General features: G+C 63.6%; 15 protein-coding genes. 3 read left to right on the top strand and 12 right to left on the bottom strand.

From position 1 onward, the window contains the following. Positions 1-128 precede the first annotated feature (128 nt). The 4 genes from acpS to rpoZ all read right to left on the bottom strand — a co-directional run bounded on the left by acpS (position 129) and on the right by rpoZ (position 4,291). Positions 129-548: a holo-ACP synthase gene (gene acpS, locus BRAGE_RS0112665; RefSeq protein WP_027559601.1), complete on the bottom strand. Its 420-nt coding sequence runs from the start codon at positions 546-548 to the stop codon at positions 129-131. Continuing rightward, a complete protein-coding gene (locus tag BRAGE_RS0112660) occupies positions 545-1,297 on the bottom strand; it encodes a pyridoxine 5'-phosphate synthase (RefSeq protein ID WP_027559602.1) in 753 nt (250 codons plus the stop codon). Before BRAGE_RS0112660 ends, acpS begins: the two co-directional genes overlap by 4 nt. A gap of 108 nt (positions 1,298-1,405) precedes the next feature. Continuing rightward, a complete protein-coding gene (locus BRAGE_RS0112655) occupies positions 1,406-3,691 on the bottom strand; it encodes a RelA/SpoT family protein (RefSeq protein ID WP_027559603.1) in 2,286 nt (761 codons plus the stop codon). 207 nt (positions 3,692-3,898) lie between these two features. Further along, positions 3,899-4,291, bottom strand: a complete 393-nt coding sequence (gene rpoZ / locus BRAGE_RS0112650; protein ID WP_008133017.1) for a DNA-directed RNA polymerase subunit omega — start codon at positions 4,289-4,291, stop codon at positions 3,899-3,901. 328 nt (positions 4,292-4,619) lie between these two features. Between rpoZ and BRAGE_RS0112645 the strand changes: the two genes are divergently transcribed. Both BRAGE_RS0112645 and BRAGE_RS0112640 read left to right on the top strand, forming a co-directional pair. Further along, entirely contained in the window at positions 4,620-5,267 is a 648-nt protein-coding gene (locus tag BRAGE_RS0112645) for an NYN domain-containing protein (protein ID WP_018644573.1), read from the top strand. Further along, a complete protein-coding gene (locus BRAGE_RS0112640) occupies positions 5,248-5,922 on the top strand; it encodes a uracil-DNA glycosylase (RefSeq protein WP_027559604.1) in 675 nt (224 codons plus the stop codon). Before BRAGE_RS0112645 ends, BRAGE_RS0112640 begins: the two co-directional genes overlap by 20 nt. A gap of 3 nt (positions 5,923-5,925) precedes the next feature. On the opposite strand, the gene BRAGE_RS0112635 is transcribed toward BRAGE_RS0112640, so the two are convergent. From BRAGE_RS0112635 to dapA, 4 genes are all read right to left on the bottom strand, one after another. Continuing rightward, positions 5,926-6,507, bottom strand: a complete 582-nt coding sequence (locus BRAGE_RS0112635; RefSeq protein ID WP_027559605.1) for a peroxiredoxin — start codon at positions 6,505-6,507, stop codon at positions 5,926-5,928. Positions 6,508-6,536: 29 nt separating this feature from the next. Then, positions 6,537-7,010, bottom strand: coding sequence for an SsrA-binding protein SmpB (gene smpB / locus BRAGE_RS0112630; protein ID WP_024341117.1), 474 nt, complete (start codon positions 7,008-7,010; stop codon positions 6,537-6,539). Between the two features lie 71 nt (positions 7,011-7,081). After that, positions 7,082-7,495: a large conductance mechanosensitive channel protein MscL gene (mscL, locus tag BRAGE_RS0112625; RefSeq protein ID WP_027559606.1), complete on the bottom strand. Its 414-nt coding sequence runs from the start codon at positions 7,493-7,495 to the stop codon at positions 7,082-7,084. Between the two features lie 54 nt (positions 7,496-7,549). Beyond that, positions 7,550-8,440, bottom strand: a complete 891-nt coding sequence (gene dapA / locus BRAGE_RS0112620; RefSeq protein WP_027559607.1) for a 4-hydroxy-tetrahydrodipicolinate synthase — start codon at positions 8,438-8,440, stop codon at positions 7,550-7,552. A gap of 229 nt (positions 8,441-8,669) precedes the next feature. On the opposite strand from dapA, the gene BRAGE_RS0112615 reads away from it, so the two are divergent. Continuing rightward, positions 8,670-11,150 (top strand): lytic transglycosylase domain-containing protein, encoded by a 2,481-nt coding sequence (locus tag BRAGE_RS0112615; RefSeq protein ID WP_027559608.1) that lies wholly within the window; start codon positions 8,670-8,672, stop codon positions 11,148-11,150. Between the two features lie 587 nt (positions 11,151-11,737). On the opposite strand, the gene BRAGE_RS0112605 is transcribed toward BRAGE_RS0112615, so the two are convergent. From BRAGE_RS0112605 to BRAGE_RS0112595, 4 genes are all read right to left on the bottom strand, one after another. Then, complete coding sequence (locus tag BRAGE_RS0112605; RefSeq protein ID WP_027559609.1) at positions 11,738-13,336, bottom strand: porin; 1,599 nt, start codon at positions 13,334-13,336, stop codon at positions 11,738-11,740. A gap of 768 nt (positions 13,337-14,104) precedes the next feature. Then, positions 14,105-14,626, bottom strand: a complete 522-nt coding sequence (locus BRAGE_RS51650) for a hypothetical protein (protein WP_231164043.1) — start codon at positions 14,624-14,626, stop codon at positions 14,105-14,107. Further along, positions 14,566-15,885 (bottom strand): tetratricopeptide repeat protein, encoded by a 1,320-nt coding sequence (locus tag BRAGE_RS48495; RefSeq protein ID WP_231164383.1) that lies wholly within the window; start codon positions 15,883-15,885, stop codon positions 14,566-14,568. Before BRAGE_RS48495 ends, BRAGE_RS51650 begins: the two co-directional genes overlap by 61 nt. After that, positions 15,854-16,540, bottom strand: coding sequence for a tetratricopeptide repeat protein (locus BRAGE_RS0112595; protein ID WP_027559610.1), 687 nt, complete (start codon positions 16,538-16,540; stop codon positions 15,854-15,856). Before BRAGE_RS0112595 ends, BRAGE_RS48495 begins: the two co-directional genes overlap by 32 nt. Positions 16,541-17,041: the final 501 nt, after the last annotated feature.

Raw genomic sequence — 17,041 nt, 5'->3', positions numbered from 1 at the left:
AATTCGCCCAGCCTGATTTGCGTCCGCGAACTTTTAGACGGTTGTCGGAGGCCACGCAATCAAGGATCGCATCAAAATCGCATAAGATATTGATTTTTAATATGAATTATAAAATGGGCGCGGAACGGTCAGGGCTTGACCAGCGGGACAGCCGAAATGACGACGAAGGCCTGGGCGAGCGGCCAGTCGTCGGTGATCGACAGGTCGATTCTTGCCTCGAATCCCTCCGGCGTCAGGGCCTCGAGCCGGGCCAGCGCGCCGCCGGTCAGCTGCATGGTCGGCCGCCCGCCCGGCAGGTTGACCACCCCCATGTCGCGCCACCACACGCCGCGCCTGATACCGGTGCCGAGCGCCTTCGAGCAGGCCTCCTTGGCCGCGAAGCGCTTGGCGTAGGTCGCCACCACCATCCTCTCGCTCTTGGCGCGCCGCTCCGCCTTGGCCCGCTCGGCCGCGGTAAAGATGCGGTCGAGGAAGCGCTCGCCGTGGCGCTCGATCACCTTGGCCACGCGGGTGATGTCGATCAGGTCGGAGCCGATGCCGATGATCATGCCCGGCTCCGGCCGCGATCCATCGCCGCGCGCATGCTGCGCACCGTCTCGGCGAGGCCGACGAACAGCGCCTCGCCGATCATGTAGTAGCCGATATTGAGCTCCATGATCTCCGGCAAGGCAGCGATCTTCTCCGCCGTCGCATAGTCGAGACCGTGGCCGGCGTGAACCTCGAGCCCGGCTTGTTTTGCGAGCTTCGCCCCCGCCACGATCCGCTGCCATTCGGCTTCCGCCTTGTCGGTGTGGCCGTCGACGACGGCGTCGCACCAGGCGCCGGTGTGGATCTCGATCACGGGCGCACGCAGCCGCGCCGCCATCTCGATCTGGGCAGGATCGGCGGCGATGAACAGCGAGACGCGGATGCCGGTATCGTTCAGCCGCGCGATATAGGGCGCGAGCGCATTGTGCTGGCCGACCACATCAAGCCCGCCTTCGGTCGTCACCTCCTGGCGGCGCTCGGGCACCAGGCACACCGCGTGCGGCTTGGTGGCGAGCGAGATGCGCATCATGTCGTCGGTCGCCGCCATCTCGAAATTCAGCGGCTTGGAGATCCCGGCCTTCAGCCGCGCCATGTCCTCGTCACGGATGTGCCGGCGATCTTCGCGCAAATGCGCGGTGATGCCGTCGGCGCCGGCCTCGATCGCCAGCAGCGCGGCGCGCACCGGATCGGGATGGCGGCCGCCGCGCGCATTACGGACGGTCGCGACATGGTCGATATTGACGCCGAGGCGGAGCGGAGATGCGGGCATTTCAGGACTCACGAAGTGACATTTCTCAACCCGTCATGCGCGGGCTCGACCCGCGCATCCATCTTCTTTGAAGAGATGGGTTGCCGGGTCAAGCCCGGCAACGACGAGTCATCCATTAACACGTTCGACTTTGGCAACGACCGCCTTGGCACGGAGCTGGGCCAGGATCGCGCTCAGATGCTTGAGGTCGTAGACTTCGAGATCGATCGTCGTTTCCGTGAAATCGGGCGAGCGGCGCTGCATGCTGATATTGTCGATGTTGCCGTCGTGCTCGGCGATCACGGTCGCGATCTGCGCCAGCGCGCCGGGCTCGTTGACGTTCTCGACCTTGATGCGGGCCGGGAAGCGCTGCGGCGCGGTGTCCTCGATGTCCCAGCGGACGTCCAGCCAGCGCTCCGGCTCCTCCTCGAAATCCTTCAGCGCGGGCGCCTGGATCGGATAGATCGTGATGCCCTCGCCCGGCGTGACGATGCCGACGATGCGGTCGCCTGGCACGGCGCCGCCGTTTGGCGCGAACTTCACCGGCAGGTCGGAATTGATGCCGCGGATCGGGATCGCGACCGGGCTGCGCGGCGGCTCGGACGATTTGTCCTTGAGCTTGGCGGCAAGGCCCTTCTTGACGCCGTAGCGTGCGACGCGCTCCTCCTTGTAGTCGGGGTACATCGCGCGCGCGACGTTGGAGGCCTTGATCTCGCCGCGGCCGACGGCCGCCATGACGTCCTCGATCGAGGTGCGCGCCAGCCGCGGCAGCGCGCCCTTGAGCTTGTCGTCGGCATATTCGATCTTGGCGCGCTCAAACAGGCGCTCGACGATGCGGCGGCCGAGACCGGCATATTGATCGCGCACGGCGGTGCGCGTGGCGCGGCGGATCGCGGCGCGCGCCTTGCCGGTGACCGCGAGCGTCTCCCAGGCCGATGGCGGCGCCGATTGCGCTTCCGAGGTCAGCACCTCGACCTCGTCGCCGTTCTGGAGCTCCGAGGACAGCGGCGCGAACTTGCCGTTGATCTTGCACCCCACAGCGCTGTTGCCGACGTCGGTGTGCACCGCATAGGCGAAGTCGATCACGTTGGCATGGCGCGGCAGCGCGATCAGCTTGCCCTTGGGGGTGAAGCAGAACACCTGGTCGTGGAACAGCTCGAGCTTGGTGTGCTCAAGGAATTCTTCCGGATTGGCACTCTCCGAGAGGATGCCGATGGTGTGGCGCAGCCAGGCGAACGCGTTGGACTCGCGCTTGAGGAACTCGGTCGGCGAACCGACGCCCTCCTTGTAGAACACGTGCGCGGCGATGCCGCGCTCGGCGATCTGGTCCATCGCCTCGGTGCGGATCTGGAGCTCGACGCGCTGGTTGCCGGGCCCGATCACGGTGGTGTGGATCGAGCGGTAGTCGTTCTGCTTCGGCGTCGAGATGTAGTCCTTGAAGCGTCCCGGCACGACCGGCCAGGTGGTGTGTACGATGCCGAGCGCGCGATAGCAGGACTCGATGTCGTTGACGACGAGGCGAAAGCCGAAGATGTCGGACAATTGCTCGAAGCCGACCGACTTGCGCTCCATCTTGGTCCAGATCGAGAATGGCTTCTTGCGCCGGCCATAGACCCGCGCCCCCAAGCCGCGATGGCGCAGATTGTTGGAGAGCTGGTCCTCGATCTCGCCGATCAGATTGCGGTTGCGCTCGGCCAGCGCGTCCAGCCGCTGCATCACGACCGAATAGGCTTCGGGATCGAGGGTGCGGAACGACAAGTCCTCCAGCTCCTCGCGCATCTCCTGCATGCCCATGCGCCCGGCGAGCGGCGCATAGATGTCGAGCGTCTCCTCGGCGATGCGGCGGCGCGATTCGGTCGGCACGAAATCGAGCGTGCGCATGTTGTGCAGGCGGTCGGCGAGCTTCACCAGCAGCACGCGGACATCGTCGGCGATCGCGAGCAACAATTTGCGCAGGTTCTCGGCCTGCTTGGCCTCGCGCGACACCAGCTCCAGCCGCTTCAGCTTGGTCAGGCCCTCGACCAGCGCGCCGATCTCCGGGCCGAAGATCTGGTCGATCTCGGCCCGCGTCGCCTCGGTGTCCTCGATCGTGTCGTGCAGCAGCGCGGCGACGATGGTGGCGTCGTCGAGCTTGAGGTCGGTGAGGATCGCCGCCACTTCGAGCGGGTGCGAGAAGTAGGGATCGCCCGAGGCGCGGGTCTGCGAGCCATGCGCCTTCATGGCGTAGACATAGGCGCGGTTCAGCAGGTCTTCGTTGGTGTTGGGATTGTAGGACCTGACGCGCTCGACGAGGTCATATTGACGCATCATGCGCGCGCGGGGCTTGGCTGGACGGGCCACCGGCGCAGTCGGGGCCACGGCAACCGATTCGGTTGCGGCCAGCATCTGCGTTGGTCTGCGGCGCCGATACACCATGCCATCCTGCCTTCGAACGGACCACGAGAGCCCGTTGTATACATCTTAGCTCCGATCCCGCGCGCGTCCCGATCAATTCGAGGACAGGCCGCGGCGCGAACCGGCAACGCTATGGTAACCACGAAAACGCCAACAAAAGCAAAGGCCCGAACAACGGTTCGGGCCTTTGATAAGATCACAAGAAGTCGATGACTGCGATGGGACGATCTACTCGTCTTCCTCGGGCTGCTCCTCAGGCGGCGCGAGGCCTTCGAGACCCTTCAGGAGCTCCTCTTCGGTCATTCGTTCGACGGCAACTTCGGTATCGTCCGCATCGACGCTGGCGCCGGCGGAACCGATCAGCGGCACGGTGTCCGGCTCGGGCTCGTCGACCTCGACGAACTTCTGGAGCGAGTGCACCAGCTCCTCGCGGAGGTCCTCCGGCGAGATGGTCGTGTCGGCAATTTCGCGCAAAGACACAACAGGGTTCTTGTCGTTATCGCGATCAACCGTTAGTTGTGAACCGGACGAAATCATGCGGGCACGGTGGGCCGCCAGCAGGACCAGGTCAAACCGGTTGTCGACCTTGTCGATACAATCTTCTACGGTGACGCGAGCCATGGACTGTCGCTCCGTTGTGGGTGGGACGAAATATGTGGATGATCGGGGCTAGTTATAGGGGCCGGGGCGGTTTCGCAAGGCCAAATTGTGATTTGGCCTCGCCAAACGGCTCTGCTACCCCCACATTGGGGCTGGGTCGAGTGATTTTCCGGGCTGTCGGACGGGGCAGCGCCGGGTGTATGCACGATCGCCATAACTATACCTTGATTGCCCCGACTTCTCCGGATTTGCGGTTTCGACGGGCTTCGGCAGCACTTTAGAAGTGCGCGGCGTGCTGCCGCCGCGCCAACAATAAACGATCAATCACGAACACTACGCGAGCAACTGAATGTCACCTTCCCCTACCAACAAGATCGCGCTCTTCATCGATGGGGCCAATCTCTATGCCACCGCGAAAACCCTGGGCTTCGACATCGATTACAAGCGCCTGCTGAAGGAGTTTCAGAGCCGCGGGACGCTGCTGCGGGCGTTCTACTACACCGCCATCATCGAGGATCAGGAATATTCCTCGATCCGTCCGCTGATCGACTGGCTGGATTACAACGGCTACACCGTCGTCACCAAGGCGACCAAGGAATTCATCGACGCCTCCGGCCGCCGCAAGGTCAAGGGCAACATGGACATCGAGCTCGCGGTGGATGCCATGGAGCTCGCCGAGCACATCGACCAGATGGTGCTGTTCTCTGGTGACGGCGACTTCCGCTCCCTGGTCGAGGCCGTCCAGCGCCGCGGCGTGCGGGTCACCGTGGTCTCCACCATCGCCAGCCAGCCGCCGATGATCGCCGACGAGCTGCGCCGCCAGGCCGACGTCTTCACCGACCTCGTCGAGCTCCAGTCCAAGCTCGGCCGCGACCCGTCCGAACGCCCCGCCCCGCGTGACCGCGGCGAGCGTGGCGAGGGACGCCACCACGCCCCGCAATTCCTCCAGCGCGCAACCACGATGGCGCCGAGGGGCGATGACGACTTCGAGGAGTGAGGCGGCCCGGTCGAGCCGCCAGCCTCTCACCGTCGTCCCCAACCGTGATTGTCCGCTCTGTCCGCGCTTGGTCGCCTTTCGCGAGGCGAACCGGGCGCGCGAGCCGTTATGGCACAACGCGCCGGTCCCGCCCTTCGGCGACATCAAGGCGCGCCTGCTGATCGTCGGCCTCGCCCCGGGAATGCAGGGCGCCAACCGCACCGGCCGCCCCTTCACCGGCGACTATGCCGGCGACCTGCTCTACGCCACGCTGCTCGAATACGGCTTTGCCAAGGGCAGCTATCAGGCCCGTCCCGATGACGGTCTCAAGCTGATCGACTGCCGGATCGCCAATGCCGTGCATTGCGTTCCGCCGCAGAACAAGCCGCTGCCGGTTGAGATCAACACCTGCCGCCAGTTTCTCGCCGCCAACCTCGCGACCATGCCGAACCTGCGCGCGATCGTCGCGCTCGGACGGATTGCGCACGACACCGTGCTCAAGCCGCTGAGTCTGAAAGGCTCGCAGGCCCCGTTCGGCCACGGCGCCGTGCATCAGGCCGGCGCGCTCAGGCTCTACGACAGCTATCACTGCTCGCGCTACAACACGAACACCGGCGTGCTGACGCCTGACATGTTCCGGTCCGTGTTCGCGAAGGTGAAGGCGGATCTCGACTAACCACTATCCCTTGGCGGGATGCGCCTTCAGCCAGTCGAGCACGTCGCCGGCGTTCCGGTCGGGCGGGAACACCGGATAGAACACGTGCGTGATGCGGGCATCGTCGATGATCAGCGCGAGGCGCTTGATCAGCGTCAGCCCTGCGACCTCCATGGTCGGCAGCTTCAGGGCGCGCGTGAGCGCCAGTTTCTCGTCCGAGAGCACGGGGAACGGCAGATGCAGCCGCGAGGCCATCTCGGTCTGGTATTCGTTGCTCTGGGTCGAGAGGCCGAACACTTGCGAGGCGCCGGCCGCCTTCAGCTCGGCGAACAGATCGCGGAAAGCGCAGGTCTGCGGCGTGCAGCCGCGTGCGCCCGGGATCATGTCCCAATCGTCGACCAGCGCGATCTTGCCGGGCTCGCCGGTGCGCGGATAGGCGAACACCACGGTTCGGCCTGACAGCGCCGACAACGTCACTGACGTATCGTCGGTCGCGAGCAGGGTGATCGCCGGCAGCGTCATGCCCGTGAGGTGCGCAGCGCCGCCGTCATCGGCCGGCGCGGGAATTTGGCTCCAATCGACCTCGAGCAGGTTCTTCTGAGACATCCCGTCCTCTTGCCGCTATCCCTTTGACGCTATCCCCTCGCCCGCATCAGGCGGCCCTTTTCGCGGCTCCAGTCGCGCTTCTTCTCGCTCTCGCGCTTGTCGTGCAGCTTCTTGCCCTTTGCAACCGCGAGCTGCAATTTGGCCCGTCCGCGCTCGTTGAAGTAAAGCTTGAGCGGGATCAGCGTCATGCCCTCGCGATCGACCGCGCCCATCAGCTTGTTGATCTGCCTGCGATGCAGCAGCAGCTTTCGCGGCCGCTTCGGCTCGTGGTTGAAGCGGTTGCCCTGGAGATATTCGGGAATGGTGGCGTTGATCAGCCAGATCTCGCCGTTCTTCGAGTCCGCGTAGGACTCGGCGATCGTGCTCTTGCCGTTGCGGATCGACTTCACCTCGGTGCCGGTCAGCGCAATGCCCGCTTCGATCGTGTCCTCGATCGCATAGTTGAAGCGGGCCTTGCGATTTTCCGCCATGACCTTGATCGGACGTTCGTTCTTATCGGCCATGCGAGTGAAACCTGGAGTCAAACCTGATCGAGATGGGCAGCAAAGCTAACAGTTTGGGTGAAGTGCGTGCGTCACTTCTTGAGGAGATCGCGGATCTCGGTCAGCAGCACGACCTCTTCCGCCGGCTTCGGCGGCTCCGCGGGCTTGGTCTCTTCCTTGCGCTTTAACGTGTTCATGGCGCGGATCACCAGGAACAGCACGAAGGCGATGATGATGAAGTTGATCGTCAGCGTCAGGAAGCTACCGTAAGCAAGGACCGCGCCTTGCTTTTTCGCATCCGCTAAGTTGGTGGCGGTCACGGTCTTCGACAAGGGGACGAAGTAGTTCGAGAAGTCGAGGCCGCCGGTCGCCGCACCAATGATTGGCATGATGATGTCGCCGACCAGCGACGTGACGATGGCGCCGAAGGCCGCACCGATGATGACGCCGACCGCGAGGTCGACGACGTTGCCCTTCATGGCGAATTCGCGGAACTCCTTGAGCATCTGCCTGCCCTTTTCGTCGGCGCTCATGGACGGCTCCCCCGAATTGTCACCGCGTCAATTGATCAGGCCGGCATGCACCATGGCGCTGCGCACCGCGGCGCGGGTCGGTTCGGAGACCGGAACCATCGGCAGCCGCAGCGTCTCGTCGAACTTGCCGAGCAGCGACATCGCGTACTTGATCGGCGCCGGATTGCTCTCGATGAACAGGTTGTTGTGCAGCGGCATCAGCTTGTCGTGGATCGCGAGCGCTGCCTTGGTGTCGCCCTTCTGCCAGGCGGCGTGGAACTCCGCGCACAGGCGCGGCGCGACGTTCGAGGTCACCGAGATGCAGCCGTGGCCGCCATGGGCCATGTAGCCGAGGATGGTGGCATCCTCGCCCGAGAGCTGGTTGAAATCCTCTCCCATCGCCGCGCGCTGCTGCGACACGCGCACCATGCTGGCGGTTGCGTCCTTGACGCCTGCAATGTTCTTCAGCTCCCACAGCCGCTTCATGGTGTCGACCGACATGTCGATCACCGAGCGCGGCGGAATGTTGTAGATGATGATCGGAATCCCGATCGCGTCGTTGATCGCCTTAAAGTGCTGGTAGAGGCCTTCCTGGGTCGGCTTGTTGTAGTAGGGCGTGACGACCAGCACGGCGTCCGCGCCCGCCTTCTCGGCGTGCTGGGAGAGCTCGATCGCCTCCTTGGTCGAGTTGGAGCCGGCGCCCGCAACGACGGGCACGCGGCCCTTGGCTTCAGCGATGCACCATTCGACCACCTTCTTGTGCTCGTCATGGTTCAGCGTCGGGCTCTCGCCGGTGGTGCCGACCGGGACGAGGCCGTTGGTGCCCTCGGAGATCTGCCAGTTGACCAGCGAGCGGAACGCCGCCTCATCCAGCGAGCCGTTCTTGAACGGCGTGACCAAGGCGGTGAACGACCCCCGGAATTTCGTCTTGGCTGCCATGGACTTCCTCCGTACGCGGCGATCTCTTGAGAGCAAGCCCCATACATATCGGGTCTATCCCGCCGGTAAAAGACCTGCTTCCGCGGGACGCACCGTTTAGGCCGCGATTTTGCCGCGGTGCTGGTGCAAATCGGGCGGAGGTAAGCGGCTGTTGGTATTTTGTCCGCATATTCAATCAAATACAGCTAGATCTTGAGCCAACTGACTGATTCGGGGGCGACGAAACGCCGTGATCTCCCTTCCGCCTGCCACGTGGCGATCCATTGGCCTGGTTCTGTGCCTGACGGCAGGGCTGTCGGTCGGCTGCGCCGCCCTCGCCAAGTCCAATGAGACGGCCACGGACGGAACCAAGGACACCGCCAAGGACACTGCTAAGCCCGCCGCCAAGGACAGCCCGAAGGCACCTGCCAAAGGACCAGACAAGGGAACCGGCAAGGACAGTTCGAAGGACACAGCCAAGGGCGCGAGCAAGGGCGCGGCGAACACCCCTGCCAAGGATGCCGCGAAGAAGCCGACCAAGGATGCAGGCAAGAGCGCCGGCAAGGAACCTGCGAAAGACAAGCCCAAGGACAAGCTCAAGGACAAGCCCAAGCCTGCCGCTGCAGCTGCGCCCGCACCGAAATCGACGCCGACCGCCGGCACCTCGTCGCCCAAAGCCGCACCCGCGCCGGCCGCGACAGCCACGATCAGGCCGACTGCCCCCGCGCCCGTCAAACCGATCGCTGCGCCCGTGCTTGCTCCTGCGACGCGCCAGCATGCCGCGCCGCGCAAGCCGGTGACGCCGGCCGCGGTCGCTGCGACCTCCTCGACGTCGCAAGCCGACAAGGACACGCTGGAGACCGTCATCGAGCTCGTGCGCAAGCGCAAGGCGGGCGATGCCACCAATTACGCCGCCTCCATCTCCGACCCTGTCGCGCGAAAGCTCGCGGAATGGGTCATCCTGCGCAGCGAGGACAATGGCGCGAGCGTCGAGCGCTACCGCGCCTTCCTCTCCGCCAATCCGAGCTGGCCGTCGCAGACTTTCCTGCGCCGCCGCCTCGAGGCCGCGATGTGGGACGACAGGCGCGACGATTCCGTTGCCTGGTCCTGGTTCGAGAACGAGTCGCCGATCTCCGCCAAGGGCCGCTTCACGCTCGCCAAGGCGATGCTGGCGCGTGGCGATCGGGCCAATGCCGAGCGGCTGGTGCGCGAGGCCTGGCGCAGCGATCCGATGTCGGAGGAGACCGAGAACAACGCGCTCGACCAGTTCGGCGCGCTGGTGACGCCGGGCGATCAGAAGGCGCGGATGGATACGCTGCTCTACGGCAGCGAGAACGAGGCCGCGATGCGCGCGGCCAAGCGCCTCGGCGCCGGTTATGTCGCGCTGGCCAAGGCCCGCATCGCCGCTGTCAAGAAAGCACCGAACGCACGCGCGCTGCTCGACGCCGTGCCGCGCGAGCTGCACAACGATCCCGGCTTCATCTTCAGCAAGATCCAGCTTCTGCGCCGCGAGGAGAAGTTTGCGGAAGCCGCCCAGCTGATGCTGTCGGCACCGAAGGACCCGGGCCGGCTCTACAATCTCGACGAATGGTGGATCGAGCGGCGCCTCCTGTCACGCAAGATGATCGACACCGAGGAATTCCGCAGCGCCTATCTGATTGCGCGCGATGCGGCCCTGCCCTCGCGCGACATCTACAAGACCGAGCAGGAGTTCACCGCGGGCTGGATCGCGCTGCGCTTCCTCAACGACCCCACGACCGCCGCCCAGCATTTCGCCCGCATTGGCGTCGGCAGCGTCAATCCGACCACGCTGGCGCGCGCCGGCTATTGGCAGGGCCGCGCCGCGGAGGCCGCGGGCCGTCAACAGGAGGCGCGCAACGCCTATGCCCGCGCGGCCGAGCAATCGACCAGCTATTACGGCCAGCTCGCACGCGCCAAGCTCGGCCTGCCCCAGATCGAGCTCAACAGCCAGCCGCGCGGCCGCGGCGCCGAGCGGCTGGAGATCGTGCGCGCCGCGCAGCTGCTCTACGAACTCGACGAGCGCGAGCTCGCCGTGCCTCTGCTCGCCGACATGGGCGAGAACGGCGATCCCGAAGCGCTCGCGGGCCTGGGCGAGCTCACCCAGCGCTACAGCGACGCGCGCGGCATGCTTCTGCTCGGCAAGGCCGCGCTCAACCGCGGCCTGCCGTTCGATTTCTACGCTTATCCCGTCAACGGCATTCCGCACTTCACGCCGATCGGCCCCGAGGTCGAGCGCAGCATCGTCTACGCGATCGCGCGGCAGGAGAGCGCGTTCAACCCGTCGGTGGTCTCGCCGGCGCAGGCCTATGGGCTGATGCAGGTGACGCCGGACGCCGCACGCTATGTCTGCAAGCGGCACGGGGCGACCTACGATCTGGCGCGGCTGAAGAACGATTCGGTCTACAACGCCACGCTCGGCTCGGCCGAGCTCGGCGGCCTGCTCGAGGATTATCGCGGCTCCTACATCATGACCTTTGCCGCCTACAATGCCGGCCGCGGCAGCGTGAAGAAGTGGATCGACCGTTACGGCGATCCGCGCGACCCCAAGGTGGACGCGGTCGACTGGGTCGAGCTGATTCCGTTTTCCGAGACGCGCAACTACGTGCAGCGGATCATGGAGAACCTTCAGGTCTACCGCGCCCGCTTCGGCGGCGGCACGCGGTTGCAGATCGAGGCCGATTTGCGCCGCGGCACCGGCAGCGTCGAATAGCGCCCCCTTCCCTTGAGGGGAAGCACGCCAACGTCAATCACTATCTCTGTCTGGATTGAGTAAGACGCTCCACGCGCGCTCTGGTAGCATCGCCTCCGGGACAGAAATCAGCTGTCCCAAGCAACAAGAAAAGGAGGAAGCGATGAAGACGTTGGCCGTGTCCGCTCTTGCCGTTGTCTCCATGTCGATCGGCCCGTTGAGCGCCGCCCCGATCAAAGTCGCAGCCCAAACCGGCAACGGCCCCTGGGTCGGATGCTCCCTGTCGGGTGCCGCAGTTCCAGAACTGCAGAAACGTTCTGGGCTTCAAGACCTTCTACGAATGCCAAAGCAACAGGATGGAGCGAGGCTGGACCAGTGTTGAGAGCTCCTATTACTGCCGAGCTCTCGATCTGAAATGACGACGCTTGCCGTTCGGAACGTCTGAGGCCGCCTCACCTGGCGGCTTCTTTCGTAGGAGGCAGTGTCTTCACAACATTGCCGCACGCTCACCCGCAGCGCTCGCCCTGCACTCGCCCAAGAAAAGACCGTCAAAAGAAAAGCCCCGGCGGTTTCCCGCCGGGGCTCTCTGTCAGGTCGTTAGACCGAACTTACCAGTTGCGCTGAGCGCGGAGGAGCAGAACGAGCGAGTTCTGGTCCTTGACCTCGTAGGTCGCAGCCGGCTTGGCGGGAACAGCGGCCAGCCCCGCCGCAATTGTACCTGTGTACTTCTGGTCGATGTTGGTCCAGGCCAAGTCGGCCGAGAACGTCAGGTTCTTGACCGGGGTCCAGCGGGTGATGATACCCACCTGCCCGACGTTGAAGTCGGGGTTACAACCCGTAAGACCAGGTTGCCCGACGGTGAGCAGGCCACCAGCGCCGCAGAGGAAGGTCTTGGCCCCCGAGCCGAACTGCGCCTGAGCGTAGGCACCGTAGATCGCGGTGTTCCAGTAGGGATCCCAGTTGTGCGTGTAAGCACCGCGGAAGCCCCAGGTCTTGATCGTCTCCTGCTGGCCACCCGTGACGTACACGGTGTCCGGAGCGGTGACAGCCGCGAGGCTGCCGTAAGCGCCGGCGAGGCCCGAGCTGCCGTACATCACATACGTGCTGCCCGCGAGGTTCTGGAAGTTGTAGCGGGTCGCACCGTCGGTGTAGACGGCCGACACGTTGATCACGTCACCCGCACCGGTCGGGATGTTCTTGATCGACAGAGCGAGCTGAACCGCCCAGCCCCACTTGTCGTCGGGGTGACCAGTGACTTCGGACGTGCCGTAGTAACCGACGTGGTTGTCATGCGCAGCGACCGACGCCTGGAACATGCCCCAAGCCTGGTCGACACGAACCATACCGACGAGGTTCGGCGACCTGCTGCCGCCGATGGCATTGCTGCCGACAGCACCGCCGAAAATGCCAGCCGCAGTTGCGCCAGTCAGGTTGATGTTACCAGCCTGATAGTACTGGGTGGCGTCTTCAGCCGAGAAGGCTGCCGTCACGCCCTGACCGAAGTCAGCGGTGTAGGTGAACTGGTTGACACCGGTGACCGTGCCCGAGCCACCGACGAGACCGTCGAAGTTGTTGCCGGGATAGTTGGTCCAGGGCGCGTCGAACTGCGACACCGCCTTACCCATGGTGAAGCCGGCGAACTGGATGAAGGCATAGTACACGCCGAGCGAACCGCCCGAGGTGTTGCCGTCGGTCTGGTTGACCGCGCCACCGCCCGAGCCGAACAGAGCCGGAGCAGCTGCACCGACCGGGGTATTAATGCCTAGCGTGCCGCTGTACTGGGTGCCACCGGTCGCGCTGCCGGTGCCGACGTAGTTGCCGGTGGTCCAGGAGAACACGCCGTCGAAGAAGGTACGGACAACGCCGTACTCGGTCGCGGTGCGCGTGTCGATGTTGAGGTCTTCACGAGCGCGCATCGTGTAGTAGTTCGTCAGACGGTTGCGTGCACCGTTGGCGCCCTGGGTCGAGACGTTCTGGTTCAGGGTGAAGTCCGAGTTGGTGCCCAGCGCGACTTCGGCGCGCAGGTAACCACCCAGCTTGATGCAGGTGTCAGTGCCCGGGATGTAGTAGAATCCGGCACCGTACAGGGAGCAGATCTTCACGTATTCGACCGCCTTGGCCTTCACGGGCAGATCAGCCGCCTGCGCTCCGCCCACGGCGATCAGACCCGCCGCTGAGCCGAGCAAAAGGCTCTTAACCAACTTCATGTTAAACCTCCAAGTTGCTCTTCAGGGAAGGTCACTGACCGGACGGCCAATGCCCCAACCCCCTCTAAATCACCGCTTTCGGCTCCTTCGCGCCTTCGGACACACCCGCATGAACGCGAGGGACTTAAGCGAATGACCTAAACGGGACGACCTCGGGATGCCCCCCTCCGTCGCTCGGTCACAATTACCGAACGACCTTGCACACACAACAAGAGAACGCACCGAAACGGGCATATGCAGCGCGTTTCCCGGAGAGTGTTGCACAAATAACACGCAGATGTGATCGCGACGGCTTCTGCAAGTCATTGTTTTTATTGATATTTTTTTAACCGGTTCCGTTTGCCCTCGAAATTCCTCACCTGAGGCGGCGCGCGCGGAACAACGCGACTTCGCGGTTACGACGCCGTCGAATCGTGGAATCGGCAGGGGACTCAAGGCGGGACACGGTCGGCCGCGAACTGGGCATGGCACGGCCGAGACAGCAGCCGCCCAAAGGGCGCCAGTCACCAGCAGATGGACATTCATATAAGTGGCTCGAGGCGATGCTGGGCTAACAGGCGGCCCGCCGAAACGGCCGGCATCCAGGCAACGCCCTCTCCTTACCGTCAGCGTCCTCGAAGCCCGCCCCGGCAGCGGGGAACCCAGATCGGCCATTCGCGTGAGCAATGGCCGGCGTACGCCGGCTTGCTCATCCAAGCGCCTGAATTTCGATAGGCTCCGGCGGCAATCCGGCCTGGTGTCTTTGATACATCGCCTCGTAGGACGCCTCTAAATGCTTGGTATAGACGCGTCGAACAGCGATGTTTTCGCGCGGTTTTCTCGCAGCCGGTCGCGAATGAGCTGAAGCCGTTGCTTGTCGAGCGCCGGCTCGATCGCGAGCGCCTCATAGCCCTCGCGTGTCCGCGTGATCAGTTCAGGTAGGCCCGCGGCGTCAAGCAAGCTCGCGGCGACGCGGCCTGCGAAACCATTTCCGATTTGCGTCAGGACCGGCAGACCGGCCCACAACGCATCGCTGGCCGTCGTATGCGCGTTGTATGGCAGCGTATCCAGGAACAAGTCGGCAAGGCGATGGCGCGCCAGATGCTCCGATGACGATGGAAGACGCCTTGCAAACACCAGGCGATCTGGATCGATACCGCGGCGTCCCGCTTCCTTTCTCAGGTTGGATCTTGCGTTTTCCGCCATGTCGGACAACCACAACACCGACTGGTCCACGCGCTTGAGGATATTCATCCAGCTTCCGAAGACGGATGGATTGATCTTGTAGGCATTGTTGAAGCCACAAAACACCGTCCATTCCGGCCGCAGACCGTGATCGGCCCTGTCGCAGGTGATCTGGTCGACGGCCTGCCCCCTGACATCGCGCGGCATGAAACTGCCGGGCAGCGCACGACCTTCTCTTCGAAGAACCGGTCGTTCGATTCCGGCACCACGACGCGATCAGCGATGATGTAATGCGAGAGGTCCTTGCTCCCCAACGTTCCCGCGAATCCGAGGTAATTGACGACGATCGGCGCCGGGCCGGAGGCAAACAGGGACAGCCTGGCATTCTGCGTATGCCCGGCGAGATCGACGAGGATGTCGATCTGCGCATCGTTGATCGCCTGCAGGATGTCACTGTCGGTCTTGTGCTGACAATCGAGGAAGCGGTGGAAGGAGCCTTCCAGCCGCTTGCGCAGATCGCTGTCATCTCCCGGGCCAATCGAAAAGGCGTAGGTCTCGAAGCGATGGGTGTCGTGGCTCTCGAAAATGCCGGCGGTCATGTAGCCAACCGGGTGCTCGCGCAAATCGGGGGACACATATCCGACCCGGATCTTGTCGTGGCTGCTGGTCTCTGCTCTCGAACTCGGCTTGGAGATATGCGGAAGCTTTGCGGCGACCCAGGCTCTGGCGCATCGCAGATGATCGTCAGGAGAATCCGTCAAGGACAGCAACGCAAAGGGAGAGCTGTTGGCCTTCCCCGCCCGGATTGCTCCTGTCAGATGACCGATCTCCTCATCGAGATCATCCCAGTTGCACAGGTTCATCTTGGCATAGAGGCGCAGCCCCTCGATGCCCTCGTGGTCGGGCTTGATCGATACGGCCTTGTCATAGGCGGCAAGAGCCTCGTCGAAGCGCCTCAGATCGGTGAAGACATTGCCCCGACCGATCCAGGCTCCTTCCAGGTCGGGCTGGATCGAGAGCGCCTTGTCAAACGCAGCAAGGGCATCCTCATAACACTTGAGAGCCCACGCGACGTTGCCTCGGCCAAGCCATGCTTCGGCGAGGTCAGGCTTGATCGACAGGGCCCGCTCATACGCTGCAGACGCGTCATCGTAGCGCTTGAGCTCGGTAAGAACGTTGCCCCGGCCAAGCCACGCCTCCGCCAGATCAGGCCTGATCGAGAGCGCCTTGTCATACGCCGCGAATGCTGCGTCGTAGCGCTTCAGATCGCAGCAAACATTGCCGCGGCCAAGCCACGCGCCCTCCAGATCCGGCTTGATCGACACCGCCTTGTCGTAGGCGGCAAGCGCGTCGTCATTGGCGCTTGAGATCGGCCATGACGTCACCTCGGCCAATCCATGCATCCCCGAAGGCGGGCTTGTGCGACAGCGCCTTGCCGTAGGTCGCAAATGCTTCGTCATGGCGCTTGAGGTTCCGCAAGGCATTGCCGCGGCCGAGCCAGGCATTCTCGAGATCAGGCTTGATTGCCAGCGCCTTGTCGTAGGCGACGAGAGTGCCTTCGTAGCGTGTCAGCTTCTCGAGGCAGTTGCCCTTGCTCACATAGGCATCGGCGAAGTTCGGATTGTAGGCGATCGCCTTGTCGAATTGATCGATCGCATTCGAATAGTCTCTCGCAAACTCGGCGAGGATCGAGCCCCGGTTGTGATACGAAAGAGGATTGCGCGGATTCACCGCCAAGGCGCGCGAAAAATAGGTCAGCGCCTCCTGGGGGCGATTCAGGGATCTGAGCACATAACCATAGTTGCTGAGCGCTTCGTCGTTGCTTCCATTCAGGGCGACCGCCGCCCTGAGATGGACCTCGGCCTCCGGGAACCGCCCTTGGACGAGCTTCACCACACCCAAGAGATGTTCGACCTCGAAAATGTTCCTGGAGGATTTCGCGATCTGGTGCAGTATTCTTTCCGCTTTGACCAGATCGTTGGCGTAAAAGGCCTCGACAGCACGTCGAAATTTGGCCTGCAGTTCATTCGCTAAGCCCATTCCTCCCTCGGATCATCCGCTCAATCATAACAACCGCTCCGGTGAAGGCATAGCAACCGGCCGGGCCGGCGCTCGTCCAGTCCAATTGGCAAGGCGCGTCGTCCTCGCGTCGTCGACCTCTCAGCCAACAGCTTGCGCCGCGCAACCGGAACCTGACTAAGAAGCTGCCTGTACACGCTCCCGAGCACCGTTGCACTTGTCAGAGGTGGAGCTTTCCCGGTCCCTTGCTCTGCGCGGGCCTGCCCTGATGCACAACAGTCCTTCGGGTCAGCAGCTCGGGCCTCGAAGGCGAAAGAGTGAAGCGGGGCAATGCCCATGGCCGACTAGGCACCCCAATGAAATTTTGCGAATAAAATCAAATCCTTGCCTCTATCAAAGACGATTGAAGGTGAGAAATCGCCCTGCGCCAGGCGCCAAACGCTCTGTTCAGCATCCGTTCTTTTGAACGCCTATCCTCAGCCCGTGGGCAGCCATTCTAATGGCTCATCCCGACCGCTACGA

The sequence above is a fragment of the Bradyrhizobium genosp. SA-4 str. CB756 genome, from assembly GCF_000473125.1.
In the GTDB taxonomy this organism is placed as follows: Bacteria; Pseudomonadota; Alphaproteobacteria; order Rhizobiales; family Xanthobacteraceae; genus Bradyrhizobium; species Bradyrhizobium arachidis.
This window is presented reverse-complemented; position numbering and strand designations above follow the sequence as displayed.

Coding starts and splice junctions, on each gene's coding strand:
- acpS (WP_027559601.1), bottom strand. CDS start 548: ATGATCATCGGCATCGGCTCCGACCTGATCGACATCACCCGCGTGGCC.
- smpB (WP_024341117.1), bottom strand. CDS start 7,010: ATGGCCGATAAGAACGAACGTCCGATCAAGGTCATGGCGGAAAATCGC.
- BRAGE_RS0112605 (WP_027559609.1), bottom strand. CDS start 13,336: ATGAAGTTGGTTAAGAGCCTTTTGCTCGGCTCAGCGGCGGGTCTGATC.
- rpoZ (WP_008133017.1), bottom strand. CDS start 4,291: ATGGCTCGCGTCACCGTAGAAGATTGTATCGACAAGGTCGACAACCGG.
- BRAGE_RS0112595 (WP_027559610.1), bottom strand. CDS start 16,540: ATGGGCTTAGCGAATGAACTGCAGGCCAAATTTCGACGTGCTGTCGAG.
- BRAGE_RS0112640 (WP_027559604.1), top strand. CDS start 5,248: ATGACGACTTCGAGGAGTGAGGCGGCCCGGTCGAGCCGCCAGCCTCTC.
- BRAGE_RS0112655 (WP_027559603.1), bottom strand. CDS start 3,691: ATGGTGTATCGGCGCCGCAGACCAACGCAGATGCTGGCCGCAACCGAA.
- dapA (WP_027559607.1), bottom strand. CDS start 8,440: ATGGCAGCCAAGACGAAATTCCGGGGGTCGTTCACCGCCTTGGTCACG.
- BRAGE_RS0112645 (WP_018644573.1), top strand. CDS start 4,620: ATGTCACCTTCCCCTACCAACAAGATCGCGCTCTTCATCGATGGGGCC.
- BRAGE_RS0112635 (WP_027559605.1), bottom strand. CDS start 6,507: ATGTCTCAGAAGAACCTGCTCGAGGTCGATTGGAGCCAAATTCCCGCG.
- BRAGE_RS0112660 (WP_027559602.1), bottom strand. CDS start 1,297: ATGCCCGCATCTCCGCTCCGCCTCGGCGTCAATATCGACCATGTCGCG.
- mscL (WP_027559606.1), bottom strand. CDS start 7,495: ATGCTCAAGGAGTTCCGCGAATTCGCCATGAAGGGCAACGTCGTCGAC.